The organism is Streptomyces sp. NPDC057002 (assembly GCF_042673825.1).
Lineage (GTDB): Bacteria > Actinomycetota > Actinomycetes > Streptomycetales > Streptomycetaceae > Streptomyces.
Window position 1 is genome coordinate 204,408 of sequence record NZ_JBHURZ010000002.1, and the last position, 13,072, is coordinate 217,479.

At 70.5% G+C, this 13,072-nt stretch carries 12 protein-coding genes; 7 read left to right on the forward strand and 5 right to left on the reverse strand.

Features of this window, described 5'->3' with window-relative positions:
• Positions 1–33 precede the first annotated feature (33 nt).
• Positions 34–2,253, forward strand: a complete 2,220-nt coding sequence (locus ACFT32_RS09075) for a SpoIIE family protein phosphatase (protein ID WP_382487463.1) — start codon at positions 34–36, stop codon at positions 2,251–2,253.
• Here the strand turns inward: ACFT32_RS09075 and ACFT32_RS09080 are convergent.
• From ACFT32_RS09080 to ACFT32_RS09090, 3 genes are all read right to left on the reverse strand, one after another.
• Positions 2,237–3,193 (reverse strand): PDR/VanB family oxidoreductase, encoded by a 957-nt coding sequence (locus ACFT32_RS09080; RefSeq protein ID WP_382487465.1) that lies wholly within the window; start codon positions 3,191–3,193, stop codon positions 2,237–2,239. The genes ACFT32_RS09075 and ACFT32_RS09080 overlap by 17 nt on opposite strands.
• Positions 3,190–4,281: a Rieske 2Fe-2S domain-containing protein gene (locus ACFT32_RS09085; RefSeq protein ID WP_382487467.1), complete on the reverse strand. Its 1,092-nt coding sequence runs from the start codon at positions 4,279–4,281 to the stop codon at positions 3,190–3,192. Before ACFT32_RS09085 ends, ACFT32_RS09080 begins: the two co-directional genes overlap by 4 nt.
• 105 nt (positions 4,282–4,386) lie before the next feature.
• The gene (locus ACFT32_RS09090) at positions 4,387–5,310 is read right to left on the reverse strand and encodes a LysR family transcriptional regulator (protein ID WP_382487468.1); all 924 of its coding nucleotides are present in this window, start codon (positions 5,308–5,310) and stop codon (positions 4,387–4,389) included.
• Between the two features lie 137 nt (positions 5,311–5,447).
• Between ACFT32_RS09090 and ACFT32_RS09095 the strand changes: the two genes are divergently transcribed.
• On the forward strand, positions 5,448–6,062 hold the full coding sequence (locus ACFT32_RS09095; protein WP_382487470.1) for a nuclear transport factor 2 family protein: 615 nt from the start codon (positions 5,448–5,450) through the stop codon (positions 6,060–6,062).
• Between the two features lie 97 nt (positions 6,063–6,159).
• On the opposite strand, the gene ACFT32_RS09100 is transcribed toward ACFT32_RS09095, so the two are convergent.
• Both ACFT32_RS09100 and ACFT32_RS09105 read right to left on the reverse strand, forming a co-directional pair.
• Positions 6,160–7,275: an alcohol dehydrogenase catalytic domain-containing protein gene (locus ACFT32_RS09100; RefSeq protein ID WP_382487472.1), complete on the reverse strand. Its 1,116-nt coding sequence runs from the start codon at positions 7,273–7,275 to the stop codon at positions 6,160–6,162.
• Positions 7,272–8,168 carry a fumarylacetoacetate hydrolase family protein gene (locus ACFT32_RS09105; protein WP_382487474.1) on the reverse strand — a complete coding sequence of 299 codons (897 nt, stop codon included), beginning with the start codon at positions 8,166–8,168 and terminating at the stop codon, positions 7,272–7,274. The genes ACFT32_RS09100 and ACFT32_RS09105 overlap by 4 nt, the downstream gene beginning before the upstream one ends.
• Positions 8,169–8,382: 214 nt before the next feature.
• On the opposite strand from ACFT32_RS09105, the gene ACFT32_RS09110 reads away from it, so the two are divergent.
• The 5 genes from ACFT32_RS09110 to ACFT32_RS09130 all read left to right on the forward strand — a co-directional run bounded on the left by ACFT32_RS09110 (position 8,383) and on the right by ACFT32_RS09130 (position 13,022).
• Complete coding sequence (locus ACFT32_RS09110; RefSeq protein ID WP_382487476.1) at positions 8,383–9,300, forward strand: VOC family protein; 918 nt, start codon at positions 8,383–8,385, stop codon at positions 9,298–9,300.
• Between the two features lie 77 nt (positions 9,301–9,377).
• Positions 9,378–10,238 carry an ABC transporter substrate-binding protein gene (locus ACFT32_RS09115; protein WP_382487478.1) on the forward strand — a complete coding sequence of 287 codons (861 nt, stop codon included), beginning with the start codon at positions 9,378–9,380 and terminating at the stop codon, positions 10,236–10,238.
• A 149-nt stretch (positions 10,239–10,387) separates the two neighbouring features.
• Positions 10,388–11,170: a CoA transferase subunit A gene (locus ACFT32_RS09120; protein WP_382487480.1), complete on the forward strand. Its 783-nt coding sequence runs from the start codon at positions 10,388–10,390 to the stop codon at positions 11,168–11,170.
• Entirely contained in the window at positions 11,170–11,817 is a 648-nt protein-coding gene (locus ACFT32_RS09125) for a CoA transferase subunit B (RefSeq protein ID WP_382487481.1), read from the forward strand. Before ACFT32_RS09120 ends, ACFT32_RS09125 begins: the two co-directional genes overlap by 1 nt.
• Complete coding sequence (locus ACFT32_RS09130; protein ID WP_382487483.1) at positions 11,814–13,022, forward strand: thiolase family protein; 1,209 nt, start codon at positions 11,814–11,816, stop codon at positions 13,020–13,022. Before ACFT32_RS09125 ends, ACFT32_RS09130 begins: the two co-directional genes overlap by 4 nt.
• The last annotated feature ends 50 nt before the right edge of the window (positions 13,023–13,072 follow it).

The following is a 13,072-nucleotide window of genomic DNA, read 5'->3' on the forward strand; positions in this document are numbered from 1 at the left end:
CCGCCCCGCTGTGCACGGTGAGCGGGAGGCGCGGTGACGGCTGAGAAAGCTGGCCCCGTCAGTGATGCCGAGCACTCCGAGCGGCTGCCGCCCGGATCCCCGGCGCCCCCGCGCGAAGACGTCCGAGGGGACCCTCCGTGGGCCACGGAGGCGCTGGCCCTCCTCCTCCGGCAGGCGACGACGTGTCTGGGCGGGCTGGGCGCTCTGGTGCACCGACATGACCGTGCCGCCTGTCGGCTGCGCCTGGTCGCGGCCAGTGGGCTCGCCCAGGCAAGCGCGGGGGAGTGGGCCGATCTGTCCGACGAGCAGGACGTGGCCCCCGCGCACGCCCTGCGGCGGGGTGGCTTCGCCCGCGTGGACGGAGACGCCCTGGGCACCGGAGCGGCCGGCACGGCGGCAGTACCCCTTCCCGGTGCCGATGGGCCCCTCGGTGTGCTGTCCGTGCTCATGGCAGAGCCCGGTGAGCCGGACGAGGCGCAGCAGGACCTGCTCCGCGCGCTGGCGGGGTGGGCCGGTGGACGCCTCGGCGGCGGGCCCGTCGCGTCGGACGGGCCCGAGCCGGCAGCCGGAGCCGAGCGGTCGGTACGCGTGGGTGAGCTGACCGCCGCGCTGGCCGAGGCCGTCACCACCCGCGACGTGGTGGAAGCCGTCGCCGCATACGTCCTGCCGCCCTTCGGGGCCGATGGGCTGGTGTTCCAGATCCTCGACGGCGGGCGCCTGAACGTCGTCGGCGCCGCCGGGTATCCGCAGGAGTTCCTCAGCCTGCTCGACGGGATGCCGCTCGCCGCGCACGCCCCGGTCCGCGATGTACTGCACACCCGTACGCCTCGGTTCATCGAGGCCAAAGCCGAGATCTCCCGGCGCTATCCGACGATGAGGAGGGTGAACGAGGCATCGCCGAAGGAGGCCGTGGCGTTTCTGCCCATGATCGCCTCTGGCCGTGCCATGGGCTTGTGCGTGGTGTCGTTCAGCCGTCCGCGTTCCTTCAGCAACGAGGAGCGCACCCTGCTGACGGCTCTGAGCGGTCTGGTCGGTCAGTCGCTGGAGCGGGCCCGCCTGTATGACGTGGAGCACGCCCGTGCCCGGGAACTGCAGCGCGGGCTGCTGCCCAGGACCTTGCCGCGCCTGCCCGCCGCCCGCGCCGCCGCCCGGTATCTGCCCGCGGGGCGAGGCGAGGAGGTGGGCGGTGACTGGTACGACCTGATTCCCCTGTCCGCCGACCGGGTCGCCTTGGTGATCGGCGACGTCATGGGGCACGGCATCGCCGAGGCCGCCACGATGGGGCGGCTGCGCACGGCCGTCCGCACCCTCGCCGATCTGGAGATGCCCCCCGACGAGCTGTTCAGCCGTCTCAACGACCTGGTCTGCGACCTCGGTGAGGACTTCTACGCCACCTGCCTGTACGCCGTCTTCGATCCCGTCGCCCGCACCTGCACCTACTCGCTGGCCGGGCACCCGGCGCCGGTCGTCGTGCATCCCGACGGCGCCGTGCACAGCCCCGATGCCGCGCCCGATCCGCCGCTGGGCGCCGCCAGGCCGCCCTTCGAGACGCACCAGCTGCGTCTGCCCGACGAGAGCCTTCTCGTCCTGTACACCGACGGGCTCGTCGAATCCGCGACACGGGACGCCGACCAAGGAGTCGAGCAACTTCGGCAGTTGCTGTCCCGCCCCGCAGTCGGTACAGCCTGTTTCGCGGCCGCCGACGAGGACGCCGTCGTCCGGTGCCTGGACGAGCTGTGCGACACGGTCGTGTCGGGTCTGCTGCCCGACCATGAACAGACGACCGACGACGCCGGCCTGCTCATCGTGCACACGCGGTGCACCGCAGCCCGCGATGTCGCCGCCCTCGACCTGCCGAACGATCCCAAGGCAGCCGGTCAGGCCCGGGAATATGTGAGGGAACAGCTCGACGCATGGGGGCTGGGCGACCTCGTGCTCACCACCGAGCTGCTGGTGAGCGAGCTGGTCGGCAATGTCGTCCGGCACGCCAAGGACCCCGTCCGCCTGCGCCTGCTGCGCAGCCGCTCACTGATCTGCGAGGTCTACGACGGGAGCCTCACCACCCCCCGTATCCGGCACGCCAGTCACACCGACGAGGGCGGGCGAGGCCTGCAACTCGTCGCCGCCCTGTCCCGGCGCTGGGGCGCCCGCTATCTCCACGACGGCAAATGCATCTGGACGGAGCAGGACCTGCCGCCCGCACAGGCATCCGGTGCTTCCGCGCTGCCCGGTGTGTTCAGCAATCGATCGTGAGGGAGGCTCCCGAGACGCGGGACACGCACGCGCACATCGTCCGGCCTCCGGCGCGCTGACGCTCCGAAAGGAACACGTCCCGGTGGTCGACCTGACCGGCGGCGTCGAGTACCGCGACTCTGCACAGGCCGCACTCGCCCCGGCGACAGTCGTACATCATCTCCACCCCGGCACCTTCGAGAGCGTCCAGGAGGCTCGTGCCGGCGGGCACGTCGAACCTCAACCCGCGCGCGGGGACCTCCACGCGGAAGGGTGTCGCAGGAAGGGAGCCGCTCGTGCCGAACGTCTCGAAGCGGAGTCCGGCGGGCGGCCTGGCGGCACGCTCCCAGGCCGACCGGACAGCGGTGAGCAGCCCCATCGGGCCGCAGACGTACAGCACGCCGCCGTCGGGGACCGACGCGACGACTCCGTCCGGGTCGAGAAAGGTTCCGTGCCTGTCTTCCAAGACCCTGACCCTGCCGGGATGTTCCCGCTCCAGGTCGTCGACGAAGGCCATCCGGTCACGGGAACGGCCGGCGTAGACGAGCCGGTAGTCGGCGCCTCGTGTGCTGAGGGCGTGGGCCAGCCCGACGACGGGGGTGATCCCGATGCCGCCGGCGAGGAGCAGGCTGGGCAGGCACCCCGGGCTCAGCGGGAACCCGTCGACCGGGCCCGTGAAGCCGATCTCCGAGCCGGGGCGCAGGTCGTGCATCCACCGCGATCCCCCACGCCCGTCCCGCTGGAGGCGTACGGCGATGCGGAGCAGGCCGTCGTCCTGGCCCCGGTCGACCAGCGAGTAGGAGCGCGTCTCCGGCCCGCCCGGCAGGGGGACGGTGATGTCGATGTGGCTGCCCGGCGGGACCGACCGGACCGGTCTGGACGGGCGAATCACCAATTCCACGATGTCCGGCACGAGTTCGGTGCGTTTCACCACGATCGCGGTGTCGGCGGTGCTGGTCATGCCGTCTCCCTCGTCGTGGCCGCGACGGCCGCCAAGCGGCTCGGGGGTGTGCGGACTCGTCCCTGTTCCCGAGCGGCCTGTGCGTCGATGATGCGGCGCACCCACATACCGCCGACGTCGATGTTGAGGTTGTAGAACTCGTGTCCCGGGTTGGCCTCGATCGCCCGCTGCTGCGCGTTGAGCATCTCGGTGTCCTGACCGAAGACCCGCGAGACACTGTCGCGGAGCAGGGTGGTCAGGCTCTGGTCGTGGAGGTGGTAGTTGCGGGTGAAGGCCCAGAAGTAGTGGCAGGTGCCGGCCGTGGCAGGTGTGACCGTGTTGAGTACATAGCCGTTGACGCCGGCGCTCCGGTCGCCTTCCGGCGCCCCGCTTCCCGTCGGCGCGACACCGACGTCGATGGTGATCGTCGTGGGCGCGGTGAAGCGGATGACCTGCCACCGGTCGACGGGCCCGTCGTAGGCAGGGCTCTTGCGGCGCAACTGCATGGCCAGGAAGGGGGGCGCCTCGATCCCAGACATCCACCGGGTGAGCGTGACCGAGTGGTCGTCGTGTGCGACGTCGGGTTCCGCCTCGGAGAGTTCGTCGCTGGCGAGGCTGTCCGCGTGCAGGAACTGCTCGTGGGTGAGGTCCATGAGGTTGTCGAGGACGAGCCTGTAGTCGCAGTCGAGGAGGATGCTCTCACCGTCCCCGGCCCACTGCGGATCGTCGTTCCAGTGCAGGTCCGGGACGAGACCTGGGTCGGCCGCCGCGGGGTCGCCCGGCCACACCCAGACGAACCTGTGCCGCTCCACCGCAGGGTAGGAGGCGACCGCGGCGGAGGGGTTGAGGGTCTCCTGCGCGGGCATTCGGGTGCACCGGCCATCGGGCCCGTAGGCGAGGCCGTGGTAGCCGCAGACGACATCGTCACCGTGCAACTCGCCCATGGACAGGGGCACGAGACGGTGCCAGCACGCATCGGCCATCGCCACCGGTTTCCCGGAAGTGGTTCGGTACAGCACGAGCGGTCGCTCGCATATGGTGCGTGGCAACAGGGTGCGATCGACTTCGGTGTCCCAAGCCGCGGCGTACCAGGCGTTCAGTGGGAACATGACGGTTTTTCCTCCTCCGGCGCGATTCAATGTGTCTCGCCGGAACGCTAAGTACAGCCGAGGAATGAGTCCAATGAATGCTGGAAATGCTTCGTAATCACATCGCTAATGAACCGCGCGCATCAGCTGTTTCCTGAGCCATGTGCGCCCGGGGTCGCCGGCAGTGCGCGGGTTCCACACCAGATCGACTCCGAGCGGCGGCAGCGGAATCGGAGACTCGATCACTCTGAGCCCGTGCTGGGCCGCCAGACGCCGGGCCAGCCGGCGCTGCAACAGCGCGATCATGGGAGTGCCGCTCACCATCGAGGGGATCATCAGGAACTCGAAGACGACGCACTGGACGACGAGATCGGGAAGCAGCCGGGCCAAGGCCTGCTGAGCGCCGACCCGCCCTCCTTCCCACTCGAACACCACGTGAGGCAGCCGGGCGAGGTCGTCGACGGTGAGTGTCGCGCCGATGCGGTCGTTGTTCGCGTCGGCGACCACGACCCAGTCCTCGCGGTAGAGCCGCTCCCTCGGCAGCGTGGTCGGCACGGTGTCCGGCAGCAGCGTCACGTCCGCCGTCGCGTCACGACGGGTGAGGTCCGTGGAGCCTTCGGGTGGTTCCAGGCGCAGGCGGACACCCGGTGCGGACACGGCGAGCATGGCGCTCAGGGCGGGGAGGAAGGGCAGGGCCGTGGCACTGGTCGCGGCTATGCGGAAGGTGCGCTTCGAGGTGGCGGGATCGAACGTCGGAGGCGTGAGCACCTGGTTGGCCGCGGTCTCCAGGATCAGGGTGACAGGTCCGGCCAGCGCGCCGGCGCGCTCGGTGAGCACGTAGTGGCGGCCTACCCGGACCAGGAGATCGTCGCCGAGGGTGCGCCGCAGCCGCCGCAGGGCGTTGCTCATGGCCGGCTGGGTCAGTCCGACCGCCTGAGCGGCGCGGGTGACGCTGCGGTGCTCGAGGAGGGCGGCGAGCAGGGGGAGCAGATTGAGGTCGACCCGGTGCAGGCCGGGAGCGGTGTTCGTGATCCGGGTGTTGTTTTCCACTCCCGCTATTCACCTCGCCTATGCATCGCATGCGAAATACTGATTCGACTGATTACCGGCGCGGTATTACCGTCCTGGAATCTGGAGATCTCGCTCATCGCTGCGGATTCCTTTCCCGGCACCGACGGAGGTATGGAATGTCGATCGAGTCGGACAGACGCGAACTGCGTCAGCTCGTCGAGGACTGGGCGCTGTGGCGCGACGCCGGCGACTGGGACCGGTTCGCCACCGTGTGGCATCCCGACGACGGCTGGATGACCGCCACCTGGTTCCAGGGTCCGGCGAAGGACTTCATCGCGATCAGCCGGGAGGCCTTCGACAACGGCGTCAGCATCCTCCACTTCCTCGGCGGTCACACCGCCGACGTCGTCGGCGACCACGCCATCGCCCAGACCAAGATGACCATCAACCAGAGGGCCGAGGTCGACGGGGTCGAGGTCGACGTCGTCTGCACCGGGCGTTTCTACGACTTCTGCGCGCGCCACGAAGGCGCGTGGAAGATCGTGCGCCGGCAGCCGATCTACGAGAAGGACCGTCTCGACCTGGTCGATCCCTCCGCGACGCTCAGCCTGGACCCGCAGTTGCTGAGTCGCTTCCCCGTCGGGTACCGCCATCTCGGCTATCTCCAGACCAAGGCGGGCTTCACGGTGAAGACCGGACTGCCGGGGCTGACGGGTGAGGTCGTGCGACGCCTCTATGAAGAGGGCGCGAAGTGGCTGGCCGGCTCGGGCACTCCGGGCGATCCTCACTGATCGGCCTCACTGATGGGCCGCAGGGCGCCTGCCGGGCGTAAGTCCGGTTCAGGCGCCCTGCGTTGTGTGGCTGGACGAAGCAGCGCGCCGAGCGCCGCTACGCGTCCCAGTCCTCCGGACGCACGGTGAGCGCCACCCGCCCGAGGCTGCTGTCGTCCTCCATGTAGTGGTGGGCGTCGGCGGCGCGGGCGATCGGGAAGGTGCGGTCCACCACGGCCCGGAAGCCGTTCTCCACCTGCGTCCACAACTCCGCCACCGCTGCCGGGTTGCCCGTGCGTACGCCGATGATGCGGTGGCAGTCGGAGTACACACGCCGCAGATCGATCCCCACCTTGCCGCCGAGGAAGGCGCCCGAGGTGACCACCGTGCCGCCGCGGGCGAGGGCGTCGATGGTGGCGTCCCAGACGGCCGGATCACCGAGGTTGTCGACGGCGATGTCGACACCGCGACCGCCGGTTGCCTCCCGTACTCGCTGCACGAAGTCCGGCGCGTTGGTGTCCAGTACGAGGTCGGCTCCCGCGGCTGCCATGGCCGCGCGCTTGTCCGCCGAGCGGGACGTCGAGATGATCTTCGCACCCAGGTGCTGGGCGTAGGCGGCCGTCGTGGAGCCGAGCGCGGAGGAGGCGCCCTGGACGAGAACCCAGTGCCCGGTGCGAAGTCCCGCCTGGGTCATCTGGTTGGCGGCGACCGGGCCGAGGAGTGCGAGCGAGGCGGCCATCGCGGCCGGAATGCCGTCCGGGACCCTGTGGACGTTGCGCGCCGGCACCGCACAGTACTGCGCGTAGGCGCCGGGGTGGTGGGTGCCTATGACGGTCAGGCCGTCGCAGACCTCCTCGCGGCCGTCGGCGCAGTACGCGCAGGTGCCGCAGGCGACACCCGGCAGCACGGCCACGCGGTCGCCGACCCGGACGGAGTCCACGTCCTCGCCCAGTGCGACGACCGTGCCGGCGTGGTCCGCGCCCAGGATGTGGGGCGGTTCGATGGTGGCGTAGGGGTGGTTGCCCGCGCGTGCCGTGAGGTCGAGCAGCCGGCCGATACCGACCGCGGCGACCTGGACGAGGACCTCTCCGGGACCGGGGCGCGGTGTCTCCACCGTGGCCTGCTCCAGGACGTCGGGCGGCCCGAACCGGCGGAAGAGCATGGCTCGCATGGTTGCCGGAACCGGCATCGCTTCGGACCAGCCGAGCTCGGAAACGGTCAGGGTGTTGCTCATGACGCCACCACCGTGTTCTCCAGGCGGCCGATCCGCTCGATGTCGACGACTATGTCATCCCCGGCAGCCAGGAACTCCCCGCGCGGCACTCCGCAGCCGGCCGGTGTGCCGGTGAGGATGACGTCTCCGGGTTCCAGCCGGGAGATGCGGCTGGCCGCCGCGATGACCTCGGGGATCTTCACCATCATCTGCGCGGTGGAGGAGTCCTGCTTCAGTACGCCGTTGATGCTGAGCCGGATCCGCAGGTTCTGCGGGTCGGCGATCCGCCAGGCGGGCACCAGTCCGGGGCCGAGCGGGCAGAAGCCGTCCTGTCCCTTGTGGCCGACCCAGTCGAAGGTGAACGGCTCGGCGACCGGCTTGTCGGACTTGATCCGGTCGCGGGCGGAGATGTCGTTCGCCGCCAGGTAGCCCGCTACGTGGTCCATGGCCTGTTCGGGCGCGAGGTCGCGGCCGCCCCGGCCGATGACGACGGCCAGTTCGGCTTCCCAGTCGACGCGTGCACCCGGATAGGCGGGCAGCGGCACCGGGTCCCCGGGTCCCGTGACGGTCGTCGTCGGCGGCTTGAGGAAGAAGAACGGGTCGCCCAGCTCATCGGGGCGTTCGCAGCCCATCTCGGCGATGTGGTCCCAGTAGTTGGCGCCCGCGCAGAGCACCTTGCCGGGATACGTCAGCGGCGGGGCGAGCCGGGCGCCCGCGACGGCCTCGGACGCCGCCGGCGTCCAGTCACGCAGCAGCGGTGCGAGCGACTCCCATCGGCCCAGCACCTCCATCAGCGTGAGGCCTTCGGTCCCGGGCGGCCCCTGGACCACGGTCCCGTCGGTGTACGCACCGACGGCGACTTCCTCCGAGTCATCGACCCGGTACTGCACCAGCGACCATTCAGGCGGTGTCATGTTGTCCTCCGGCAAGCGGCTCTCTGAAGCAGCAGAACCATAGTGCATACACATTGGGAGGGGAAGAGTGGCCGCGCGCCCCGCTGAGGTGGGCGCTGTGCGCTCTGAATGGAAAAGGTTTCACCGGGCATCTGGACGTCAAGCGCAGAAGGTGTACACACTTACCTCGGTGCCCGTGCGGGATGCGGGTTCACCAGAACCATGAGGAGTGCACATGTTGCGTGTCAAAGGTCTCTTGCACTACGGACTCCAGGTGCCGTCGCTCGATACGGGTGCGGACTTCTACAGCGCGTTCGGACTGCGGACGGCGGAGCGCGGCAACGCGGTGGTGATCCGCTGTGACGGCCGGGAGCAGGACCAGACGGTGCTGACGGAGGGGCCGGTCAAGCGGCTGCACCACGTGGCCTTCGCGGTGGACCCGGATTCACTGACCGAGTGGCAGAGTCACCTGGAGGGCCTGGGCCTGAAGCTGCTGGACGCGCCGAAGGAAGTGCCCGGCGGGCTGTGGTTCCGCGATCACGAGGGCAACCTGGTCAACCTCCGTGACGAGGGGATCGCCCCCTGGCGCGAGTTCGGTACCGCGGACGCGCAGGACGCCAACGTCGGCGACCGGGTCCGCCGGATCGACCAGGCCCGCTGGCTGACCGCGACCGAGACGACCCGCCCCCAGCGACTCGGCCACATGCTGATCTTCAGCTCCGATGTGAGCGCCTCCGAGACCTTCTACGCCCGCACGCTCGGGCTGCGCCTGTCGGACCGCATCGTCGGCGGGCCCGTCTTCATGAACTCGGGGCCGGGCGACCACCATGTCTTCGGCTTCGTACCGGCGGACCACCCCGGCCTGCACCACTCCAGCTGGATGGTGTCCGACATCGACCAGATCGCCAGGGGCGCACAGGGCATGGCCTCCGTGGGCTACAGGAAGGGCTGGGGCCTGGGCCGCCACACCCTCGGATCGAACCTCTTCCACTACATCCAGGACCCCTGGGGCAGCTGGATCGAGTACTCCAGCGACATGGACTGCATCACCGAGAACTGGCAGCCGAACGACTGGGAGGACCTCCCGGCCGCCATCTGGAGCCCCGAGGCACCGGCCGACTTCATCACCAACCAGGAAGAAAACCCCGCCTGACCGCCGCCCGTGACCGCCGGAGCGCCCCCGTCCGCCGGCCTTGATGCCCCCGCCCTCCGGCTCGAAGGAACCACCCCATGCAACTCCGACAGCTCACTGCGGGCGTCTTCCCCGGCGCCGGCGGCGTGCATCTCCACCACGCCATCGACTGCGAGTACTTCCAGCAGGCCGGGCTGGAGGTGAACCTCGTGCAGGTGGTCTCCTCCGACCAGCAGCTGGCGGGCTGGAACGACGGCGACTTCGACATCACGCACACCTCTCCCGACCACCTGCTGCGCGGGCTGCTGAAACGGGATCCGGTGGCCGTCCGCGCCGAGGGCATCGGCGAACTCGCGGTTCACCGGCGTCGCGGAGCCCCGCTGCCGACGGACCGGTGGGCGGTCGACAACGCGCGGAGCGCCTTCGCGTTCGTGCTGCGCGCCGTGCTCGCCGACGTCGCCGGCTCGCCGGTGACCGACGACCAGCTCGTCCCTGTGGGCGGTACGTTGCAGAGATTCCAGGCCCTGCTGTCGGACGCCGCGGACGGGACCACACTGCACCCGCCGTTCGACGTCCTGGCCGCCGAGCAGGGGTTCTCCCGCGTCGGCGGCCACCTCCAGGTCGCACCAGACCTCATCACCAACGTGGTCGTCACCCCGCGTGAGGCCGCCACCGCGTGGCACACCCGTGCCTACGTCGAGGTCTGCCGCAGGAGCACCGAGGAGTTGCTGGCCTCCGGCGCACCGGGCATCGAGGCCGCTCTGCTGCGGCACGGCCTTCCCCAGGCCGCCGTCCGGGCCGCGGTCCCCGGCCTCCTGGGGCCCGCCGGCCTGTCGACCTCATCCGAGGTGACCGCGCGCGGCATCGAGGCGGTGGCCGGCCTGCGCCGCCGCTTCACTCCCGACTGGCGACCCGCCTGCCCGCTCACGTCCCTGATCGGTCCAGGCCGGGAACGCTGACGCAAGCCGTCGCGGAGGCGGGGCTCAGCACGGCGACACGCCGCCCCGCGCTGCCGGAAAAAGATGATGTAGGCGCAAACGCCGAACCACACCAGAGGAACAACGCATGAGCACACCGCACCTTCAGCCGACCGTGGAGCGGGCCTGACATGGACAAGGTGGTTGCCTCGGCGGCCGAGGCCGTGGCCGACATCCGCGACGGCGCGTCGGTCGCCGTCGGTGGGTTCGGCCTGAGCGGCGTGCCCAACGCGCTGATCAAGGCGCTCCACGACCTCGGGGTCTTCGGCCTGGGTGTCGTGTCGAACAACTGCGGGGCCATGGATTCGGGACTGGCCGTGCTGCTCGCCGCAGGGCGGATAGCCCGGGTGACCGGTTCGTACATCGGAGCCAACAAGGAGTTCGCCCGGCAGTACCTGGCCGGGGAGCTGGAGGTCGAGCTGATTCCCCAGGGCACGCTGGCCGAGCGGCTGCGCGCCGGTGGATGCGGCATCCCCGCGTTCTACACGCCGGCAGGCGTCGGCACGCAGGTCGCCGAGGGCGGACTGCCGTGGCGGTACGACGGACAGGGCGGAGTCGCTCTGGCCTCACTCCCCAAGGAAGTGCGGGAGTTCGACGGCACCGAGTACGTCCTGGAGCGCGCTATCCGTACCGACTTCGCGCTCGTGCGCGCGGCCAGGGGCGACCGGCACGGCAACCTCGTCTTCGGCAAGTCGTCGCGGAACTTCAACCCCGTCGCGGCCATGGCGGGACGGGTGACGATCGCCGAGGTCGAGGAGCTGGTCGAGCCCGGGGAGATCGACCCGGACGCGGTGCATCTGCCGGGGATCTTCGTCCAGCGGATCATCGCTCTCACCCCCCAGGAGGCCGCGGACAAGATGATCGAACAGCGCACGATTTCCGTGCCCGGCGGACAGCGGGCGGTGGAGCGCTGATGGCGTGGAGCCGCACGGAAATGGCCGCCCGGGCCGCCCGCGAACTGCGGGACGGCCAGTACGTGAACCTCGGCATCGGCCTGCCGACCCTGATCCCCAATCACCTCCCGCACGGCGTGGAGGTGACCCTCGAATCCGAGAACGGCATTCTCGGCACCGGCCCCTACCCCACCGAGGACGAGGTCGACCCGGACCTGATCAACGCAGGCAAGGAGACCGTGACGGTCCTGCCCGGGGCCTCCTTCTTCGACTCGGCGCTGTCCTTCGGGATGATCCGCGGCGGGCACATCGATGTCGCCGTGCTCGGAGCCATGCAGGTCTCCGCGGCGGGTGACCTGGCGAACTGGGCGGTCCCGGGCAGGCTGGTCACCGGCATGGGCGGCGCCATGGATCTGGTCCACGGGGCCCGCACCGTCCTCGTCGTGATGACCCACACCGCCAAGGACGGCAGCCCCAAGATCGTCGAGGACTGTTCCCTGCCGCTGACCGGCAGGCGCTGCGTGCACCGCGTCATCACCGACCTCGCCGTCATGGACGTGACCGACGACGGCCTCGTACTGGTCGAGACGGCCCCCGGCGTCACCGCCGACCAGGTGCGGGAACTCACCGGGCCGCGGATCCATGTCGCGGAGGGGACCGACCGATGAACCCGCGTGCTGTCTATGTCGTCGACGCCGTGCGCACGCCGGTCGGCAGGTACGGCGGTGGCCTGGCGGCCGTGCGCCCCGATGACCTGGCCGCCCACGTCGTACGGTCCCTGCTCGACCGTTCTCCCGGCCTCGATCCGGCGCGGGTCGACGACGTCTTCCTCGGCAACGCCAACGGGGCCGGCGAAGAGAACCGCAACGTCGCGCGTATGGCGGCGCTGCTGGCCGGTCTGCCGGTGACCGTGCCCGGTGTCACCGTCAACCGGCTGTGCGCCTCAGGGCTGGAGGCCGTCGTCCAGGCCGCGCGGGCCATCGCGCTCGGCGACGCGTCCGTCGCCGTGGCGGGCGGCGTCGAGTCGATGACCCGCGCGCCCTACGTCCTGCCCAAGAACGACCGCCCCTTCCCGGCCGGACACACCGAGCTGTACTCCACCACGCTCGGCTGGCGCATGGTGAACCCCGCGATGCCGCCGCAGTGGACCGTCCCATTGGGGGAGAGCGCGGAACTGATCGCGGAGAAGCACGGCATCAGCCGTGAGAAGCAGGACGCGTACGCGCTCGTCAGTCACGAGAAGGCCACCACGGCCTGGCAGGACGGCCTGTACGACGCCGAGGTCGCACCGGTCCCGGTTCCGCGGCGCAAGGGCGACCCGGTGCTCCTGGCCCGCGACGAGTGCGTACGTGAGAACGCGTCCCTGGAGGCGATGGCGAAGCTCAAGCCGTCCTTCCGCCCTGCGGGGGGCACCGTCACCGCGGGCAACGCCTCGCCCCTCAACGACGGCGCCGCCGCACTCCTGCTCATGGACGAGGACGGCCTCAGGGCGACCGGCCGTGAACCCTTGGCCCGGGTCACCGCCTCCGCCGTGACCGCCATCGACCCCCGGTACTTCGGCCTCGGGCCCGTCGAAGCGGTCAACCGGGCGCTGGCCAGAGCGGGCCGCTCCTTCGCCGATCTCGACGTCATCGAGCTGAACGAGGCGTTCGCCGCGCAGGTGCTGGGGTGCGTAGCCGAGTGGCCCGACTTCGATCCCGCGATCCTCAACCCGCGCGGCGGGGCTATCGCCATCGGCCACCCTCTGGGCGCCTCCGGCGCGCGGCTGGCCGGGGCCGTCGCCCACCAGCTCGCGGCCGCGGGCTCGGGCGTGGGTGTGGCGACCCTGTGCATCGGCGTGGGGCAGGGCCTCGCCCTCGTTCTCGAACGATGAGTCGCCGGGGGTCACCGTCCGGCCGCCGAGCAGGTGGATACAGTCGCGCC

Coding starts and splice junctions, on each gene's coding strand:
- ACFT32_RS09080 (WP_382487465.1), bottom strand. CDS start 3,193: ATGACCAGCACCGCCGACACCGCGATCGTGGTGAAACGCACCGAACTC.
- ACFT32_RS09085 (WP_382487467.1), bottom strand. CDS start 4,281: ATGTTCCCACTGAACGCCTGGTACGCCGCGGCTTGGGACACCGAAGTC.
- ACFT32_RS09095 (WP_382487470.1), top strand. CDS start 5,448: ATGTCGATCGAGTCGGACAGACGCGAACTGCGTCAGCTCGTCGAGGAC.
- ACFT32_RS09100 (WP_382487472.1), bottom strand. CDS start 7,275: ATGAGCAACACCCTGACCGTTTCCGAGCTCGGCTGGTCCGAAGCGATG.
- ACFT32_RS09105 (WP_382487474.1), bottom strand. CDS start 8,168: ATGACACCGCCTGAATGGTCGCTGGTGCAGTACCGGGTCGATGACTCG.
- ACFT32_RS09110 (WP_382487476.1), top strand. CDS start 8,383: ATGTTGCGTGTCAAAGGTCTCTTGCACTACGGACTCCAGGTGCCGTCG.
- ACFT32_RS09115 (WP_382487478.1), top strand. CDS start 9,378: ATGCAACTCCGACAGCTCACTGCGGGCGTCTTCCCCGGCGCCGGCGGC.
- ACFT32_RS09120 (WP_382487480.1), top strand. CDS start 10,388: ATGGACAAGGTGGTTGCCTCGGCGGCCGAGGCCGTGGCCGACATCCGC.
- ACFT32_RS09125 (WP_382487481.1), top strand. CDS start 11,170: ATGGCGTGGAGCCGCACGGAAATGGCCGCCCGGGCCGCCCGCGAACTG.
- ACFT32_RS09130 (WP_382487483.1), top strand. CDS start 11,814: ATGAACCCGCGTGCTGTCTATGTCGTCGACGCCGTGCGCACGCCGGTC.